Raw genomic sequence first — 18,737 nt, forward strand, 5'->3', positions numbered from 1 at the left:
GCAGCGGAGCCCGGTATTGGGGGCTGGTTCTCCCCTGAGTTATCCACAGGCGGGAGAGTTCGGGGTGGTGAACCGTTCCGCCTACGTGATCCCATCGATCTTGGGGGAGCCTCTGGTTTCGCCGGTTTTGCGCTGCCCGGGGTGATGGGGGTGGGGTGTGGGGTGTGGGGTGTGGGGTGTGGGGTGCCTCGGGTTTTTGGTTCTTGGGGTTGGTGGGGTAGCTCGGATGTGTTGGTGGGGCGCCTCAGGTAGAGAACCTACCGGCGGCCTGGCGGGGTGGGGGTGGGTTCTCCCTCCTTCCCCGCCGCGTGATTGTTGCCGCCCGCACCGCACGCGTCAAGGCGATGTCGGGTTCTGTAGTGCTGTGGTTGGTGGCCTTGACCCGTGCGGTGCGGGCGGCGGTTTGGCGGCTATCGGGGAAGGGGGAGAGTGGTTGGGGTCCCAAAGGGCCCTGTGGGCCTGCGGCCCACTCCGGCCGCAGGCGGCCGGATCCCTTCCCCTCCCTCTGGTGTCCTCGTGGGGCGCGTCGCCACTACGTGACCGGTGGGGTCACGAAGTGCCCGCTACAGGTGGGAAGGGTGGTGGGGCGCGTCCCTGCGGTGGCAGGCTCCGGAGGCTTTTCCCCGATGATCTTGTCCGTAGCGCCATGTTCGGCGCCCAAATTGGCGCTACGAGCAAGATCAAAAACAGGAACCTATTTAATCCCGGGTTGTGGGTAACCCGAAATGGCCGCCCTATTCACGGTAGGTGCATCCGCTGGCCGGAAAACGAATTGAATATACCCACGAGTAAGTCTCCCATTCTTTGGGGTGTTCGCCTATAATCAGAGTATGAGCTTTCCTCCCAGCACACCGCGCCCGACCGGGAACACCCTGGTTGATCAGGCGATGGCGGGTGCGCGGGAGAGGGCGGTGGAATTCTCCGAACGGGATATCCCGTTCGGGTGCGAAACCGATGTGCTCGCCCAGTTCGGCCGCCTCAATGGGGAAGTCGACCGTATCCGTTATGGGATGTTGCCCGCCCTGGCCCGCATGGAGGCCACCGGCGCCCTGTTGGAAGAGGGCGGACAGCGCAGTATCCAGGCGTGGATCACCCACCAGTGGGGCACCTCCCCGGCCGAAGCCAACACCCTGGCCATCCTCGCCCGGGGCCTGTACCGGCAGCAGTTGCCGTTGGTGGAAGAGGCCTTCCAGGACAGTGTTCTGTCGTTGGGTGAGGCGTGCGCGATCGCGACTTCCACCGAAAAGGCCACCGCCGAGTGGGCGAAGGTCCTCGAAAAAGCGGATGAGGGATTCCGTGCCCAGCGCCCTTCGGTGGAGGGTTTTCGGGCCCGGTTGGAATACGGTCTGATCGCTTACAAACACGAACGCCCCCAGACCTCGGTGCGCCAGTTGCGGGACGCGGCGAAATGGTTCGTCGCCCGCCTGGACCCGGATAAGGCCGACCGGGACTTTGATGAGGTGTTCGAGAACCGGGGCGCGCAGTTCTCGCCGACGTTCGAGTCCGGGTTTTTGTTGCGGATGTGGGGGCCGGGGGCCGACAACGAGCTGATCCAGGCCGCCCTGGAGGCCTACACCGAGCCGTACGGTCCCGATAACGCGGCGATGCCGAAGCATGAGCGGGTCTATGACGCGATGATGCGGATCTTCGAGACCGCCCTGACACACCGGGGGTGCTCCAGCCTGAGCCGCCAGCCGTTGGCGACCCTCAACATCACCGTCCCCTTGAAGCGCTTCCTCGGAGACGAAACCGCTGAGCCCGCCGTCACTGAGGACGGTGTGGTCATCCCCGACCAGATGGTGTCCCGCCTGACCCCCGACAGTTGGTGGCGCCGGTTCGTGACCGACGAGGAAGGCCGGACCCTGCTGGACGTGGGGCGCAAATACCGGTGTGCTCCGGATCCGGTGCGTCAGGCGGCAGGGTTCAAGAAGTCCTACTGCGAGTGGCACCAGGGCTGTGATGTGCCGCGTAGCTGGTCGCAGTTCGACCACATCGTCCCCTTCTCCCACGGCGGGGCCACCAGCTCCGACAACATGCAGATCCTGTGCTCGACCCATAACCGGCTCAAGCACCGGTTGCAGGCCAAGGTGAACCGGAAGATCTGGGAACACCACCACGCCCAGAACCGCCAGGACACCGAGACCAGCGGGGACAGGGACGGGGAAGGAGAGCCAGCCCCAGCCACCGCCTTCTAACCACCACGACCCGCTTCCACCACGCGTTTCCGCCAGGTGGAACACCACCACCCCGAGAACGCCCCAAGCGGGTGTCAGACCCCAAGGGCCCGTGCCCTGTGGGGATATCGGCATGCCCCCACCACGAACCCCCCACCCAGAGCCATAACCAGGGGCCGGAGTGGCTCCTGTTGGGGGTGTCGGCAGCACACCTGCCGAGATCGGCCCTACTGCCACCCCACTACGGGCACAGTGCCGGGTGCCGGCACCGGGGCTACCCCACTGCGGACACGGCACCGGGTAGCAGCACCTGGGTTACTCCCACCACCACTGACCACCACTGCTAACGGCCCGCCGGTACCGGGGCCTGCTGTGAGCCTCGGTGCGGTCTTGCTACCGGGGCCGGCTACCGCAGGGACGCGCCCCGCCCCGTGTCTGGCCTGTAGCGGGTCCTTCGTGACCGGGCCTGTCACGTAGTGGCGACGCGGCCCACGAGGACACCAGAGGGAGGGGAAGGCATCCGGCCGCCTGCGGCCGGACCGGGCCCCCAGGGCCCGGGGCCGTTAGGAACCTCAACCACTCTCCCCCCTTCCCCGATAGCCGCCAAACCGCCGCCCGCACCGCACGGGTCAAGGCCACCAACACCGCTGCCAGAGCACCCGACATTGCCTTGACGCGTGTGGTGCGGGCGGCAACAATCACGCGGCGGGGAAGGAGGGAGAACCCACCCCCACCCCGCCCAACCACCGGCAGGCTCTCGACCCCAGGCGCCCCACCAACACACCCCACACCAACTCCGCCTCATCCTTCAGGGGACCCGGCCACCCAAAACCCTTCAGCTCAGCCGCGCCGAGAACACCGAGAACAGAGCGGCACATGGTTCTCAAGGGCCCATGGTCATGAGCCTTCGAGCACATCGGCATGTGTCGGGCAGCCCCGATACTCCGGGAAGAGGGACGTTCGGCAGACTGGACGGCCATCCGCCCAAGGGTTACTTCCGAAGAACGAGGCACGCGATGACCACTCACCCCCGACGACCCACGCACGGAGCACGGGGCGGTCTGCTTCGTCCGTCCATGTCCCCCTGGGCCGACCTGCGCGAACCCGCGGCGGACGACGCCCCGGGACGGTTGCGCGCGGTGTTCCTCGGGGTCTCCACGATCCTGCTCACCGACGGCGAGACCGCAGTACTGACCGACGGTTTCTTCAGTCGCCCGAGCAAGCTCGACCTGGCGTTCAAGCGGCTCGCCCCGAACCGGGCCCGGGTGGAGGCCGCACTCGCGCGCTTCGGCATCTCCCGCCTGGACGCGGTGTTCGTGGTGCACTCCCACTTCGACCACGCGCTCGACGCCCCCATGGTGGCCGAGCTGACCGGGGCTCGGCTCATCGGTTCGGGGTCCACCTACAACATCGCCGCCGGTCAGGGGATGGACGGTGGCCGCTTCGACCAAGCGAACCTGGGCGAACCGATGCGGTTCGGTTCGCTCACGCTCACCGCGCTGTCGGCGGAGCACAGCCCCGGCGACATCGCCCCCGGCGTGATCGGCCGCCCGTTGCGGACCGGGCGCGCCGGCGACTTCAAGACGGGTGACTGCTACTCGCTGCACGTGGCCCATCCCGACGGGGAGCTGCTGATCCACGCCAGCGCCAACTGGCTGCCGGGCGCCCTCGACGGCCACCAGGCGGACACGGTCTACCTGGGGGTGGGCACGCTCGGCAAACAGGACCGGGGGTTCCGGTCCGACTACTGGCACCACGTCGTGGAGCGCACCGGCGCGCGGCGCGTGGTGCCGATCCACTGGGACGACTTCACCATCTCCTTGAAGCACCCGCCACGGCCACTGCCCCGGGTGGTCGACGACCTCGGCTCGACCCTGGACTTCCTGTCCAGGCGCGCGGAGGACGAGGGTGTGGACCTGGCGCTGCCGGTCCTGGGCCGGAGCACCGATCCGTTCAGGACCTGAACCACCCGCCTATGGGCCCGCGCGAAGTCGCCCGGGCATCGGCCGGGGGAACCACCGCCGGCCCGCCGCCACAGAAGTGGGGCAGCGGGTCGTGTCCTATGGCGGAGGGTCAGGACCGCCAGGTTCGCACCACGTGCAGCACGACCGCGATCACGGCGAGGATCCCCCACGCCATTCCCTCGGGGGTGGACTCGGCAGCCCAGGCGGCGGCGACGATACCGAGCGCGCCCCACCCGGCGACCTTGCGTGTCCGTTCGAAGCGCGTGGCGGGGCCGGACCGCTCCTGCTCCCCCTGACCCTTCAGTGCGGTCTCCGATTCCATACGCGTGGCCAGCGAATCGGCGATCTCGGTGTCGAAGTCCTGGCCGAGTTCGCGCGCGGTGGAGATCGCGGTGGCGATCTCGTCGCGCAGGTCGGTGACGCGGGCTGGGGGCGTGGTGGCGGTCCAGCCGTGCGGGTCGGTGGTTCGAGCAGGGGGTGTGGTGGCCATCAAGTCTCTCCTCCAACGGTTTTACCGGTCATAGTAGCCCGAGGGCGAAGTTCTGAGCTTATGGCGCGGTCTCCGCCCCGGGTATAGCCACGCGGGGTGGCGAAGCGACCGTTCGCACTGGTCAGGATGCGGAGGTGAACGTCCTGCGCTACCATTTCGAACATAGGTTCGACAACGGCGTCTTCCCCTTCTGCCGGTCACGGAAGGGGTGTCACCGGTGTTCGCGCATCTGCGTTCGACGTCGTCGTTCTCCTTCCGGCACGGCACCGTGCCGCCCGCCGCCCTGGTCGAACGGGCCGCCCGCGACGAACAGCCGGTGCTGGCCCTCACCGACAGGGACGGGCTCTTCGGGGTCGCCGAACACCTTCGCGCCTGCGCGGAAAGCGGGGTGCGTCCCGCGCTCGGGGTCGACCTGGCCCTGGCCTCACCCGAGGGCGGCCGGGTGGTCCTGCTGGCCCGCGGCGCCCGAGGCTGGGCGAACCTGTGCCGTCTGGTCACCTCCGTCCACCACTCCCCCGGCCCGGTGGCCGCCACCCCCGAGCAGATCGCCGAACACCACGAAGGACTCGTCGTGCTGCTCGGCAACGACTCCGACGTGGGCCGCGCCATGGCCCAAGATCTCCCCGTGCGCGCCCGCGACCTGCTGCGCGCCTGGCGGGACCTGGGTGTGGAGATCGCATTGGCCCCGCACGACCACGGCGCCGCAGGGCAACGCCGCACCGCCCGGGACCTGGTCCGTCTGGCCGACGACGAACACGTGCTGGCGGTGCTCACCAACGCGGCCCGCTACCCGACCGGCGAGCACGCCGGGGTGGCTCGGGCCCTGGACCGGATCCGCGGGCACGCCCCCGGCGGGTACCGGCCCGAGCCCCGCACCGACCGCGCGCACCTGGCCACAGGCGAGGAGATGCGCCTCATCGCGACCGGGGTGTGCGGCGGCGACACCGCCCGCGCCCGACGCCTGGTCGCCCACACCCTGGCCCTGGCCACCTCCTGCGCCCTGGACCCCGTCGCCGACCTGGGCTGGGGCCGTCTCCACCTGCCCACCCGGCCCGATGCCGCCGCCGAGCTGCGTTCCCTGGTCGGCGACGGAGCCATTCGTATGGGGCGAGCCGCCGAGGAACGCGCCCGGCACGAACTGGAGGTCATCGACCGGATGGGACTGGCCAGCTACTTCCTCACCGTCGCCGACGCCGCCCGAGCCATCCGGGACAAGGACATCCGCTGCTTCGCGCGCGGATCGGCCGTGGGCAGCCTCGTCGTGCACCTGCTCGGCATCTCCGCGATCGACCCCTTGGAACACGGGCTCTCGTTCGAGCGGTTCTGCACCCCGAGCCGGCCAGGCCTGCCGGATGTGGACCTGGACGTGGAGTCGGCGCGCAGGTTGGAGGCCTACGACGCGGTGATCGCCGCCCACCCAGGGGCGAGCGCGGCCGTGGCGATGCTGGAAACCTACCGGGCACGCAGCGCCCTGCGCGACGCCGGGACCGCCCTGTCCCTGCCCTCGGTGGAGGTCGACCGGATCGCCTCGGTCTTCCCCCGGGTCCGGGCGTCCCGGATCACCGAGACCGCGCGCGAACTCCCCGAACTACGGAACCTGGACGGTCTGGACACCGCACACGTGAAGAAGCTGTTCGCGCTGGCCGAGCGGCTGTCCGGGCTGCCCCGCCACGTGGCGATGCACCCCTGTGGTCTGGTGCTGTCCGACCACGCCCTGGGCGACCGGGTCCCCACCCAGCCCTCGGGCGCCGGCTACCCGATGGTGCAGGCCGACAAGGAGGACGTGGAACACCTGGGGCTGCTCAAGCTGGACGTGTTGGGGGTACGGATGCAGTCGGCACTGGCCCACACCGTCGAGGAGATCGGCCGGACCGAGGGGACCCGCCCGGAGCTGGAGGCCCTGCCGGACAACGACCCGGCCACCGCCCACATGGTCGGCGCCTCCCACACCCTGGGCTGCTTCCAGATCGAGAGCCCGGGCCAGCGCGAACTGGTGTCCCGACTGCGCCCGCGCGGGGTCGCCGACCTGATCGCCGACATCTCCCTGTTCCGGCCGGGTCCCATGGGCACCGACATGGTCGGCGCCTACCTGGGGGCGCGGGAGGGCACGGAGCCGCCCCGGCTGCCCCATCCGTCCTTGGCCCCCGTGCTGGCCGAGACCGGTGGCGCGCTGCTCTACCACGAACAGCTCCTGCGCGCCCTGGACACCATGACCGGTTGCGGGGCCGACGAGGCCGAGGCGATGCGGCGCGCGTTGGCCACCGACCAGGGGCGTCGGGAGGTCGAGACGCGGGTTCGTGTCCTGATGACCGCGCGCGGGCACGACGAGCGGACGATCGAGGACACCTGGCGACTGGTGGCGGCCTTCGGCAACTTCGGGTTCTGCAAGGCGCACGCCGCCGCGTTCGCCCTGCCCACCCACCAGTCCGCCTACCTCAAACGGCACTCCCCGGCGGCGTTCTTCGCCGGGGTGATGACCCACGATCCCGGCATGTACCCACGTCGGGTGCTGTTGCACGACGCCCGCAGGCTGGGGGTCGCGGTGCTCGCGTTGGACGTGAACGTCTCCGGTCGGCACTGGCACGTGGACACCGACGCCGAGGGGCGGCGGGGTCTGCGGCCGTCCCTGTCGGACGTGGGCGCCCTCACCGGGGCCGAACTCGACCGGTTGCTGACGCGGCGACCGTTCAGTGACCCGCGCGACCTGCTGGCTCGGGCTTCCCTGTCCCGCGAGTCGGTGGACAACCTGGTGTTGGCCGGGGCCTTGGACTCCCTGGCCGGGGTCACCGGCGCACCCGGTGCCCCGGACCGGCGCGACGTCCTCGTGCACGCCCACACCCTGGTGCGAGGCGGCGTCGTGGAGAGCGCGCACGACCAACTCTCACTGCGCACCGACCCCGTGGAGGTGCCGGTGGGGGCGGGGACTCCGATGACACACGCCGAACGCGTGGCCGAGGAGCTGCGGGTGCTGGGCTACGAGCTGTCCGGGCACCTGTTGGACCGGTACGCCGAACACCTGGCCGCACTGGCCGCCGCCCATGACCTCGTTCAAGCCCAAGACCTGCACCGGGTTCCGGACGGGGCGCGGGTCATGGTCGCGGGGGTGCGGGTCTGCACGCAGACCCCGCCCACACGGTCTGGGCGCAGGGTCGTCTTCACCACCGTGGAGGACCGAACCGGGCTGGTCGATGTGGCCCTGTTCGAGGACGCCCAACGGCACTCGGCGGCCTCGGTGTTCGGCTCTGAGCTGGTGGTGGTCCACGGGCGGGTGCGGCGAGCGGCCCCGGGCGCGCTGCCCACCCTCACCGCCACCCGGGTCCGACCCCTTGATGAGAACGCCGGCACCTCATCCGGAAAGGGGTGAGGTGCCGGCGTCGGTGCGGTTCGTTCGAGGAGGTCCGTTCAGGGAGGAGGGGTCAAGCGCGGGCGATGGCGAGGAAGGCGTCCCACTCGGAGGAGGGGAAGGGGATGTGTCCGTCGGTGGGGTGCTTGGAGTCCCGGAGCGCCGCGCCACAGGGCAGGTCGGCGACTTCGACGCAGTTGCCGTTGACGCCGCTGTGACTGCTCTTCCGGAAGTCGGTGGGGATGTGCGCGACCTCCACGCAGTTCGGCTCTTGGCCGCTGTAGCTGCTCTTGTGGAAAACCAGCTCGTTGCTCATCAGTCGCTCTCTAGGAATGTGAGCACGTCGGCGATGAACCGTGCGCTCTGTGTGGTGCTCAGTGCAGTTCCTTGGATGTCGCCGAATGTGGTGCTATAACGTGCGACATCCTTGGGCTGCTCGAAGAATACTGAATCGGTCACTGTGCCTACGTGAACGATGGGCAGGTCCAATTGCTCTGGGAACTCCAGAATGCTGAAGGGGGCCACCAACGCGGCGTGTGACCCTGCGGCGAAGGGGAGCACCTGCACGTCGACATTGGGCATCCGAGCCATGTGCAGCAGATGCTTCAGTTGCTCGATCATGATCGAGGGGTTGCCGATCATGCGCCGTAGGGCTGCCTCGTCCATGACCACACGCAGATGCACCGGATTGAAGCGGGTCAGGATCTCCCGCCGTGCCATACGAGCTTCCAGCCGGTGGGCAATGTCTTCGGCATCGGTGTAGCGACCGCCCTGGAAGAGAGCTTCGGCGTAGGCGGGTGTCTGCAACAACCCTGGGATGACGAGCCCTTCAAAGCTGCGGATGATGGAGGCTTCGGCCTCGAAGTCCGGGAGCGCCTGGTCCCCGAAGACCTCCCTGTAGGAGGACCACCAACCACGTTTCTTGGCGTCCTTCGCCAGTTCGTGCAGGGCTTGCCGCTTGGGTGGGTTCTCGAACTTGTACAGGTCCATCATCTTGTCGAGGTCGTTGGGTGTTATTCGACGAGTTTGTCCGGTTTCGATCTTGCTGATCTTGGATGACGTCCACCCCAGAGCCTTGCCGGCTTGAGAAACGGTCAATTTGGACTTTTCGCGCCCCTGTTTGAGCTGGGCGGCAAGGCGCCGAAATCGGAGGGTGGGACTGTGAGGCTCATGCATGGGGTAAGCCTAAGCAAGTTTTTCGACATTGTCTAAATAATCCCGTTGACACTCGCCAATGTCGAGCTATGGTTATGAGTGTAGCCAGTGACTGGACTCTCACTCAGGGTTCATGTGACCAGGCTATGCCATGCCCCTTTCCCTCCTCCGGGAAATCGTGAAGGTCGTTGACCTAGCGGGCGCGCCGAATTGTCCATTTTCCTCACCTTTGTGACAGGAGTTCTGTTCGTCATGCCCTTAATCGCACCTTTGGCCGGTCTGCCCGACGTCACCCTTCCGCTCGGTGAACTCATCCCGCCGTTCCAGCGGCACTACTTCACCGGCCCCGACGACATCCGCTTCTTCAAGTCCCGCTGCTACACCTTCGGCCGCTCGGTCCAGTACATGCCGCTGGTCCGCGCCTTCCTGGACACCTGCGCAGCCGAGCGCGGCACCGACTACCGCTACCTGTTCACCCTGCTCGGCTCAGAGCTCGCCAACAACGCGCTGACCCACACCCGCTCCGGGCAGCCCTACGGCCACTACACCCTCAAGTGCGAACGCCGAGACAACGGACTACGCCTGACCTGCCGCGACCAAGGAAGCAAGCACACCGACCAGAAGGATCAGCCGAACCGGTTCGAGCACCTGACCACCCACGCCTCACGCCTGACCGGCGACGCCGAATCCGGGCGCGGACTGGCGATGATCGACTCCCTGGCCACCAACTGGGGCGACAACGGGTTCACCGGCACCCGACAGGTCTGGTTCTTCCTCGCCTACGACCTGTCCGGCAGCAGCTGGAACAGCCTGCTGTGACCCACCCACCCCAGCAAGCACAGCAGTACATCGCGCCATAGACGCGAAACGGGCCCAGAAAGCGCGCCAACGCCTTCCGGGCCCTCAGATCCCAAAATCCACACACTTGCACATGCTTAGAAAGCAGGATCAGTGACGCATCCTATCCCCGCACCCCGCCCCTCCAGTGACCCGCTCTACCGCACCCGCCCGGGGCTGCCCCGGCGCGGTCCGCTCATCGGCCCGGTCTGCCCCACCTGCGCCCACCCCTCCTGCCGCCGGATCCGCGCCGAGGAGCTGCCCATCCTGGGAGGTCACAAGGCCGAGTACCGCGACGAACACGCCTTCGCGGCCTCCGTCCAGGCCCGCAACCGACACCTGATCGTCTGGTACGGGGAGAAGACCGGTTCGTTCTGGGTGGCCTCCTCCACCGGCCTGGCCGAAGTGCCCGACGCCGCGACCCTCACCCACCTCCTGACCCCCGAACCCGAACCGGAACCGCACCCCGAACCGACCCCGTTCCTGAGGCCGTACCTGAATCCGACGAACCCGAACCTGAACCCGGTGCTGATCTGAGTCGGAAGGCCTGATGCCGGTGGGTCGTGCGGCACTTCGCACCTGGGCCCTTCCTCCCGATTCGCGCGCCACACCCACCTTGGAGAGGCGCGGCGGGGTCCCATGAGGCACTCTCGAAGGAAACCGCCGTTGAGGGGGAGGAACACGGATGGCCGAGAACGGAACGCCGAAGGTGGCCGTGGGTGTCGACGGGTCGGCGACGGCCGAGAGGGCCTTGGGCTGGGCCGCGTCCGAGGCCGCGCGTCGCGGGTGGCCTCTGCACGTGGTCCACGCCCTGGCCATGCCGTTGGTGATGTCGGTGTACGCCGGGCCCACCCGGTTCCCGCCGAACGAGGAGATCACCGAGCAGGGGCAGCGGGTTCTGAGCCGCGCCGAGGCCCACGTGCGTGAACTCGAACCGGATCTTCCGGTGGAGACCGCCCTGGCCTTGGAGGACCCGGCGAAGGCCCTGTTGAGGCGCACCGGGCCCAAGGACCTACTGGTGACGGGTTCACGGGGTCTGGGCGCCGCGCGTTCGGCCCTGGAGTCGTCGGTGAGCGTCCGGTTGGCCGCGCGCGCCGAGTGCCCGGTGGTCGTGGTGCCCGAAAGCGAGGCCTCCGTGGTCACGGCCCCGCGCCGGATCGTGGTGGGCGTGGACGGTTCCGACTACTCCCGTGGCGCGCTGGACTTCGCGCTGCGCGAGGCGGCCCGGGCCGAGGGCGGTTCGGTGGTCGTGGTGCACGGCTGGCGGATGCCGTTGCCGTTCGATTCCGAGGAACTGGCCCAGAGCGGTTGGTCGCCGCCGAACGACCTGCTGGACCAGCGGTCGCAGGAGATGGTCTCGGACATGCTCGCCTTGGTCCAGGACGAGGAGACCCGGCACGTGGGGGTCTCGGTCGTGCGGTTGGACACCGACCCGGCCGACGCGCTGGTGGACACCGGTGCGACGGCGGACATGATCGTGGTGGGCTCCCGAGGTAGGGGCAGCGTGCGAGGGCTGCTGCTGGGTTCGGTGAGTCAGGGCGTGCTGCACCGGGCGACCGTTCCGGTCACGGTGTTGCCGCGGGCGATCCGCAAGCACTGATCCCAAAAGCGGAACCACGGGCGGTCGGTACTCCACGGGAGGCCGGCCGCCTCGCCCGTTTTCCGTGCGGTGGGTACCGACGCGAGGATTCCCAAGGGCCGGATCACCTCGGAAAATGTGACTATCGGTAGCTGAAACATCTCTTTTCGTAATACTCATCACAGTGCGCCGATTTCCAGCTTAGGTTAGCCTCCCCTGAGTTGGTCATCCCCAGGCCGACCTGCCCGATCCCCCCGTACCAAGTCCGTGCCACGGGCTTCTTCGGCGTGCCCGCCTTCAGGAGGACGATCCATGAGCTCTCCCGCGAGGTCCCTTGAGGATCCGCCCGGGTCTTTGGCCCCCGACCACAGGGACCAGCTGTTCGACGCGTACAGCGCAGGCCGCTACCGCGACCTCACCGACGACGCCGTCGGCCGGATCGCCGACCGCATCGCCCGTGTCGACCGCCCCTGCACCGGGGCCACCGCCGAGGACCTGCGTCCCGGGGTCGAATCCGTCGACCTCGAACGTCCTCTGCGCGACCCCTCCGCCGCCCTGGACGAGTTGGAACGGCTCTACCTCGACGACGCCGTCTACTTCCATCACCCCCGCTACATGGGGCACCTCAACTGCCCGGTGGTCCTGCCCGCCCTGCTCGGCGAATCCGTGCTCTCGGCGATCAACTCCTCCCTGGACACCTGGGACCAGAGCGCGGGCGGCACCCTCATCGAACAGCGGTTGATCCGCTGGACCACCGACCGCATCGGCCTCGGCGACCGGGCCGACGGCGTCTTCACCAGCGGCGGCAGCCAGTCCAACCTTCAGGCCCTGTCGATGGCCCGCGACGAGACTCACCGGCGCGAGGGAGGCCGCCTGGCCGACCTGCTGCCGCGCATGCGGGTGCTGACCTCCGAGGTCGGCCACTTCAGCGTCGCGAAGTCGGCCGCGCTGTTGGGTATGGGCTACGAGTCCGTCATCTCCGTGGCCTGCGACGACCGCCGTCGCATGCGACCGGACGCGCTCGCCGCCGAACTGCGCCGCTGCCGCAGCGAGGGCCTGCTGCCCATCGCGGTCGTGGCCACCGCCGGCACCACCGACTTCGGCAGCATCGACCCGCTCCCGCAGATCTCCGACCAGTGCGCCCGCCACGGCCTGTGGATGCACGTGGACGCCGCCTACGGGTGCGGGCTGCTGGTCTCGCGCCACCGCCACCTGCTCACCGGCATCGAACACGCCGACTCGGTCACCGTGGACTTCCACAAGTCCTACTTCCAGCCGGTCAGTTCCAGCGCCGTGCTGGTGCGCGACTCTCGCTCCCTGGGTCACGTCACCTACCACGCCGACTACCTGAACTCCCGCTCCGACGGCAGCACCCCACTGCTCTCCCCCAACCAGGTCGACAAGAGCCTGCAGACCACGCGCCGCTTCGACGCGCTCAAACTCTGGCTGACCCTGCGGATCATGGGCGCCGACGGGGTGGGCGAACTCTTCGACCAGGTGCTGGGCCTGGCCGTGGAGGGGTGGGCGCTCCTGGACGCCGATCCGCGCTTCACCGTGGTCACCCGGCCCACCCTCAGCACCCTGGTGTTCCGTTGCGCGCTGCCGGGGGTCTCCCCGGAGGTCGCCGACGGCGCCAACCGGTACGCGCGTGAGGCCCTGCTGGCCTCGGGCCTGGCCGTGGTGGCACGCACGACCGTGGACGAGCGCCCGTACCTGAAGCTCACACTGCTCAACCCGCGCAGCACCCGCCAGGACATCGCCGAGGTCCTGGACCTGCTCGCCGCGCACGCCGAACGCTACGTCGCCCAGACCGGGGGGACCCCTTGAGCACCCGCATCCACGACTTCGCCGCCATCGGCATCGGTCCGTTCAACCTGGGGCTGGCCTGCCTGAGCGAGCCGATCACCGAACTCGACGGGATCTTCCTGGACCAGAAGCCGGAGTTCGACTGGCACAGCGGCATGCTGTTGGAGGACGCCGAACTCCAGACGCCGTTCATGTCGGACCTGGTCACCCTGGCCGATCCCACCTCCCCGTACTCCTTCCTCAACTACCTGAAGGAGACCGGGCGGCTCTACCCGTTCTACATCCGCGAGCGCTTCTATCCGCTGCGCGCCGAGTACAACGACTACTGCCGGTGGGCCGCCGCGAAGCTGGGCGAGACGGTCCGCTTCGGGCAGCGGGTGGACGGGGTCGAGTACGACGGCGAACAGGGCGTCTACCTGCTGCACAGCACCGACACGGCCTCCGGTGAGAGTGGGCTGTTCCGGGCCCGGCGGCTGGTGCTGGGCACCGGCACCCCGCCCTACGTTCCCGCTTCCTGCCGGGACCTGCCCGGGGACGTGGTGCACAGCGGCGACTACCTCTTCGCCAAGGAAGGCCTCCAGGGCAAGCGCGGCGTCACGGTGGTGGGCAGCGGGCAGAGCGCCGCGGAGATCTTCCACGACCTGCTCCAGGACGTGGACACCCACGGCTACGAACTGAACTGGGTGACCCGGTCGCCGCGGTTCTTCCCGCTGGAGTACACCAAGCTCACCCTGGAGATGACCTCCCCGGAGTACGCCGACCACTTCTTCGCGCTGCCCGGTGCGACCCGGGACCGCCTGGTCGCCTCGCAGAAGAACCTGTACAAGGGCATCGACACCGACGTCATCAACGCGATCTACGACCTGATGTACGCCAAGAGCCGACTCGGACCACTGCCGGTGCGGCTGATGACCAACACCGAGGTCATCGGTGTGACCCGGGACGAGACGGCGGCCGGGTACCGCTTGGAGCTGCGCAACTCCGACCAGGAACGCGACTTCGCCCTGGACACCCAGGGGCTGGTCCTGGCCACCGGCTACCGGTACCGGGCCCCGGCGTTCCTGGAAGCGATCTCCGACCGTTTGGCCTGGGAGGACGAGGACCGCTTCCGGGTACGGCGCGACTACCGCGTCGACCGGGCCGCGCACGACGCCAACGGCCACGGAGGCGTCGGGGTTCCGGCGCCGGCGGGCGCGGTGTTCGTGCAGAACGCGGAACTGCACACGCACGGCTTCGTCTCCCCGGACCTGGGCATGGGCGCCTACCGCAACTCCTACATCCTGCGGGCGCTGCTGGGCCGCGAACCCTACGCGGTGGAACGCTCCATCGCCTTCCAGGAGTTCGGGGCACCCGTCGAGGCCGACTTGGAGGCGAGCGGGCGATGAGTCGCACCTTTTCCACCGGTTTGGGGGCCTTCCGGGTCGCCCCCGTGGATCCCGAGGCCGACATCGATCTCCTCCACGGATGGCTGACCCATCCCAAGTCGGCGTTCTGGCTGATGACCGACTTCTCGAAGGACGACACCGCCCGTTACTTCCGGTCGGTGCACGAGTCCGAGCACGAGAACGCCTACATCGGCTCGTGGGAGGGTCGGCCGTGTTTCCTCGCCGAGCTCTACTCCCCCGCGCACGGCGAGCTCGCCCCGCACCACGACACGCTCCCGGGCGATGTGGGGATGCACTTCCTGGTGGCTCCCACCGACGCCCCGGTGCGCGGGTTCACCCTCGCCGTGATCACCACGGTGATGGAGCTGGCCTTCGCCGATCCCGCCACCGAACGCGTCGTCGTCGAACCCGACGTGCGCAACCACGCCGTGCACAGGCTCAACGAGGCGGTGGGCTTCCGGATCGAGTCCACCGTCCACCTCGCCGAGAGCGACAAGGACGCCCACCTGAGCACCTGCACCCGCGAGGACTTCCGAACGGCCACGAGAGGAGTCGCCCGATGACCATCGACCACGACCCGCGCGCGATCGTCGACCACCTGGCCCCCGAACCGTGGGCCCGCGCCAATCGGCTGCTGGTGCGCAAGGCCCTGGCCGAGTTCACCCACGAACGGCTGCTCGTCCCCGAACCCGAGGGGGAGAACGCCTACAAGGTCCTCGCGGACAACGGTGCCGAGTACCGTTTCACCGCCCGGGTCATGACGCTGGAGCACTGGCGGATCGACGCCGACAGCGTCGTGCGCCGCTCCCCCGAGGGCGAGATCACCGAGATCGACGCGTTGGACCTGGTCATGGACCTGCGCGAGACGCTCGGGCTGAGCGAGGAGGTCCTGCCGGTCTACCTGGAGGAGGTCTCCAGCACCCTGGCGAGCAGCGCGTTCCGGATCACGAAGGGGCAGCCCACCGCCGCCGAACTGGCGCGGTCCGGCTTCCAGGACATCGAGACCGGGATGACCGAGGGGCACCCCTGCTTCGTGGCCAACAACGGGCGGCTCGGGTTCGACGCCGCCGAGTACCGGGCCTACGCACCCGAAGCCGGTGAGCCGGTGCGACTGGTGTGGGTGGCGGCGCGACGTTCGCGCACCACCTTCTCCCACTCGGCGGACACCGACCCCGACACCTTCCTACGTTCCGAGCTGGGCCCGGACCTGTTCGAGGCCTTCGAGGAGCAGCTGGTCGACCTGGGGCTGGACCCGGCCGACTACCACCTCGTGCCGGTGCACCCGTGGCAGTGGTGGAACCGGCTCGCCGTCACCTTCGCCGCCGACGTGGCCCGCCGCGACCTGGTGTGCCTGGGGCACGGACCGGACGAGTACCGGGCGCAGCAGTCCATCCGCACCTTCTTCAACACCTCGCACCCGGAACGGCACTACGTCAAGACGGCGCTGTCGGTGCTGAACATGGGATTCCTGCGCGGGCTGTCCGCGGAGTACATGGAGGCCACCCCCGCCATCAACGACTGGTTGGTCGACCTCATCGAGGGCGACCAGGTGCTCGGCGGCACCGGGATGGAGGTGCTGCGCGAGCGGGCCGCGGTGGGCTACCGCGCCACGCACTACGCCGAAGCCGCCCCGAAGCGTTCGCCCTACCGGAAGATGATCGCCGGGCTGTGGCGGGAGAGCCCCGTGCCCAGGCTGCGCGCGGGTGAGCGCCCGGCGACCATGGCGTCGTTGCTGCACACCGACGCCGAGGGAGGTTCGTTCGCGGAGGCGCTCATCGCCGAGTCCGGGCTGGCGCCCACGGAGTGGTTGCGCCGCTACCTGGACGCGTACCTGGTGCCGCTGCTGCACTCGTTCTACGCGCACGACCTGGTGTTCATGCCGCACGGCGAGAACGTCATCCTGGTGCTGCGCGACGGAGTGCCGGAGCGGGTGCTGATGAAGGACATCGCCGAGGAGATCGCGGTGATGGACGCCGAGGTCGAGCTACCCGGCGAGGTGGAGCGGATCCGGGCCGAAGTGCCCGAGGACATGCGGTTGCTGTCCCTGTTCACCGACGTCTTCGACTGCTTCCTGCGGTTCCTCAACGGGATCCTCGCCGACCGGGGCGTGCTGACCGAGGACGACTTCTGGCGGACGGTGGCCGAGTGCGCGGCCGACTACCAGGCGTCGGTGCCGCACCTGGCGGAGCGGTTCGAGCGCTACGACCTGTTCACCGACCGGTTCGCGCTGTCGTGCCTGAACCGGCTCCAGCTGCGCGACAACCGGCAGATGGTGGACCTGGAGGACCCGTCGGGGGCGTTGCGGCTGGTCGGGACCTTGGAGAATCCGATCGCGGCTTACCGACCGGCGACCGTCCCGGGGTAGTTCCGGGGCTCAGGCGGGATCGTCGGGGTGTTCCTCCCGACGGTCCCGCTCGGCGTTCAGGACCGAGGGGAGCAGACCGGGAAAGCGTTCCTGAAGGTCGTCGGTGCGCAGGGCGCTCTTGCGGGCGGTGCCCACGTAGTACTGGCGGATGATCCCGGCCTCGCGCAGCACGCGGAAGTGGTGGGTGGAGGTCGACTTGCTCACCGGCAGGTCGAAGGCGACGCAGGCCATGTCCTCGTGCCCGTCGGCCAGCGCGCACACGATGCTCAGCCGGACCGGGTCGGCGAGGGCGCCGAGCACGGTCTCCAAGCGGAGCCGTGCGGTCTCGGGGTGCTCCAACCGACGCCCGGACACGGTGGGGGATGCGGACTCGGACATGCTTCGACCTCCCGTGGTTCCTTCCCTCAAAGTACGAGGGTCCTCATAGTTTGACAATCCTCGTACTACGATGGTTATCGTACTTTGGCCGCCGTGATCTCCGTGGCCCAAGTCGATCCGAAGGAACCTTTCGTGAGCTCGTTGTTCACCCCGCTGACCCTGCGTTCGCTCACCATCCCCAACCGTGTGTGGATGGCCCCGATGTGCATGTACTCCGCCGCCGCGGAGGGGCCCGACACCGGCGCGCCCACCGACTTCCACCTCACCCACCTGGCCTCCCGGGCGGCCGGGGGCGCCGGGCTGGTGATGGCCGAGGCCACCGGGGTACGCGCCGACGGCCGGATCAGTCCCTGGGACCTGGGACTGTGGAACGACCGGCAGCAGGAGGCCTTCGCCCGCGTCACCGCCGCCATCCGTTCCCACGGTGCCGTCCCCGCCATCCAGCTCGCCCACGCCGGCCGCAAGGCCGCCACCGACCGGGCGTGGCTGGGCGGTCGCGGCCTGACCGAGGCCGAGGGCGGTTGGGAGACGGTGGCGCCCAGCGCCTGGGCGTTCGAGGGTCTGCCGACGCCGCACGAGCTCACCGTCGCCGAGATCGACGAGTTGGTGGCCGACTTCGCGGCCTCCGCCGAACGCGCCCTAGCCGCCGGCTTCCAGGTCGTGGAGGTCCACGGCGCCCACGGGTACCTGCTCAACTCGTTCCTGTCCCCGGCGGGCAACCGGCGCACCGACTCCTATGGCGGCGATCTCGCCGGTCGGATGCGCTTCCCGCTGCGCGTGGTCGAGGCCGTGCGCGCGGTGTGGCCCGAGGATCTGCCGGTGTTCTTCCGAGTCTCGGCCACCGACTGGATCGAGGAGAACCCCGAGGACACGCGTACCGGCTGGACCGGGGCCGACACCGTGCTCCTGGCCAAGGAACTCCAGGCCCGCGGGGTGGACCTGTTGGACGTGTCCACCGGCGGCATGGTGCACGACGCGCGGATCCCGGCCGGCCCCGACTACCAGGTGCCCTACGCCACGCGGGTGCGCGAGGAGACCGGTCTGCCCACGGGCGCGGTCGGGCTCATCACCGAGCCCGACCAGGCGGAGCGGATCATCGCCTCCGGTGCCGCCGACGCCACCTTGCTCGGCCGAGAGCTGCTGCGGGACCCGTACTGGGCGCGCCGCGCCGCACGCGAGCTGGACGTTCGTCCGGAGTGGCCGGTGCAGTACGGCTACGCGGTCGGTCGCCGCTGAGCCCTACCGGTCCCATCGCTCCCGG

The 18,737-nt window shown here is 69.0% G+C and carries 15 protein-coding genes; 11 read left to right on the forward strand and 4 right to left on the reverse strand.

Going from position 1 to position 18,737, the window contains the following annotated elements; translation table 11 throughout:
* The first annotated feature begins 830 nt into the window (after positions 1-830).
* Both ACWGKS_RS10915 and ACWGKS_RS10920 read left to right on the forward strand, forming a co-directional pair.
* Complete coding sequence (locus tag ACWGKS_RS10915) at positions 831-2,195, forward strand: HNH endonuclease (RefSeq protein WP_452522459.1); 1,365 nt, start codon at positions 831-833, stop codon at positions 2,193-2,195.
* A 995-nt stretch (positions 2,196-3,190) separates the two neighbouring features.
* Positions 3,191-4,138 (forward strand): MBL fold metallo-hydrolase, encoded by a 948-nt coding sequence (locus tag ACWGKS_RS10920; RefSeq protein WP_452522461.1) that lies wholly within the window; start codon positions 3,191-3,193, stop codon positions 4,136-4,138.
* A 109-nt stretch (positions 4,139-4,247) separates the two neighbouring features.
* Here ACWGKS_RS10920 and ACWGKS_RS10925 read toward each other — a convergent pair whose 3' ends face one another.
* The gene (locus ACWGKS_RS10925; protein WP_452455572.1) at positions 4,248-4,628 is read right to left on the reverse strand and encodes a hypothetical protein; all 381 of its coding nucleotides are present in this window, start codon (positions 4,626-4,628) and stop codon (positions 4,248-4,250) included.
* A 217-nt stretch (positions 4,629-4,845) separates the two neighbouring features.
* Between ACWGKS_RS10925 and dnaE the strand changes: the two genes are divergently transcribed.
* Positions 4,846-7,992: a DNA polymerase III subunit alpha gene (gene dnaE / locus ACWGKS_RS10930; RefSeq protein ID WP_452522463.1), complete on the forward strand. Its 3,147-nt coding sequence runs from the start codon at positions 4,846-4,848 to the stop codon at positions 7,990-7,992.
* Positions 7,993-8,044: 52 nt separating this feature from the next.
* Here dnaE and ACWGKS_RS10935 read toward each other — a convergent pair whose 3' ends face one another.
* Both ACWGKS_RS10935 and ACWGKS_RS10940 read right to left on the reverse strand, forming a co-directional pair.
* Positions 8,045-8,287, reverse strand: coding sequence for a DUF397 domain-containing protein (locus ACWGKS_RS10935; RefSeq protein ID WP_452455570.1), 243 nt, complete (start codon positions 8,285-8,287; stop codon positions 8,045-8,047).
* Positions 8,287-9,147, reverse strand: a complete 861-nt coding sequence (locus ACWGKS_RS10940) for a helix-turn-helix domain-containing protein (protein ID WP_452455569.1) — start codon at positions 9,145-9,147, stop codon at positions 8,287-8,289. The genes ACWGKS_RS10935 and ACWGKS_RS10940 overlap by 1 nt, the downstream gene beginning before the upstream one ends.
* Positions 9,148-9,378: 231 nt before the next feature.
* On the opposite strand from ACWGKS_RS10940, the gene ACWGKS_RS10945 reads away from it, so the two are divergent.
* From ACWGKS_RS10945 to ACWGKS_RS10975, 7 genes are all read left to right on the forward strand, one after another.
* A complete protein-coding gene (locus tag ACWGKS_RS10945; RefSeq protein ID WP_452455568.1) occupies positions 9,379-9,945 on the forward strand; it encodes an ATP-binding protein in 567 nt (188 codons plus the stop codon).
* Positions 9,946-10,077: 132 nt separating this feature from the next.
* Positions 10,078-10,500, forward strand: coding sequence for a hypothetical protein (locus tag ACWGKS_RS10950; protein WP_358511513.1), 423 nt, complete (start codon positions 10,078-10,080; stop codon positions 10,498-10,500).
* A gap of 148 nt (positions 10,501-10,648) precedes the next feature.
* The gene (locus ACWGKS_RS10955) at positions 10,649-11,563 is read left to right on the forward strand and encodes a universal stress protein (protein WP_452522466.1); all 915 of its coding nucleotides are present in this window, start codon (positions 10,649-10,651) and stop codon (positions 11,561-11,563) included.
* A gap of 291 nt (positions 11,564-11,854) precedes the next feature.
* On the forward strand, positions 11,855-13,369 hold the full coding sequence (locus ACWGKS_RS10960) for a pyridoxal phosphate-dependent decarboxylase family protein (RefSeq protein WP_452522468.1): 1,515 nt from the start codon (positions 11,855-11,857) through the stop codon (positions 13,367-13,369).
* Positions 13,366-14,733, forward strand: a complete 1,368-nt coding sequence (locus ACWGKS_RS10965) for a lysine N(6)-hydroxylase/L-ornithine N(5)-oxygenase family protein (protein ID WP_358511521.1) — start codon at positions 13,366-13,368, stop codon at positions 14,731-14,733. Before ACWGKS_RS10960 ends, ACWGKS_RS10965 begins: the two co-directional genes overlap by 4 nt.
* Positions 14,730-15,296, forward strand: coding sequence for a GNAT family N-acetyltransferase (locus tag ACWGKS_RS10970; RefSeq protein WP_358511524.1), 567 nt, complete (start codon positions 14,730-14,732; stop codon positions 15,294-15,296). Before ACWGKS_RS10965 ends, ACWGKS_RS10970 begins: the two co-directional genes overlap by 4 nt.
* The gene (locus ACWGKS_RS10975; protein WP_358511527.1) at positions 15,293-17,098 is read left to right on the forward strand and encodes an IucA/IucC family protein; all 1,806 of its coding nucleotides are present in this window, start codon (positions 15,293-15,295) and stop codon (positions 17,096-17,098) included. The genes ACWGKS_RS10970 and ACWGKS_RS10975 overlap by 4 nt, the downstream gene beginning before the upstream one ends.
* Positions 17,099-17,107: 9 nt before the next feature.
* On the opposite strand, the gene ACWGKS_RS10980 is transcribed toward ACWGKS_RS10975, so the two are convergent.
* Complete coding sequence (locus ACWGKS_RS10980; protein ID WP_358511530.1) at positions 17,108-17,476, reverse strand: ArsR/SmtB family transcription factor; 369 nt, start codon at positions 17,474-17,476, stop codon at positions 17,108-17,110.
* A gap of 132 nt (positions 17,477-17,608) precedes the next feature.
* On the opposite strand from ACWGKS_RS10980, the gene ACWGKS_RS10985 reads away from it, so the two are divergent.
* Positions 17,609-18,712, forward strand: a complete 1,104-nt coding sequence (locus ACWGKS_RS10985; RefSeq protein ID WP_358511533.1) for an NADH:flavin oxidoreductase/NADH oxidase — start codon at positions 17,609-17,611, stop codon at positions 18,710-18,712.
* Positions 18,713-18,737: the final 25 nt, after the last annotated feature.

It is taken from the genome of Nocardiopsis sp. NPDC055879, from assembly GCF_053615935.1.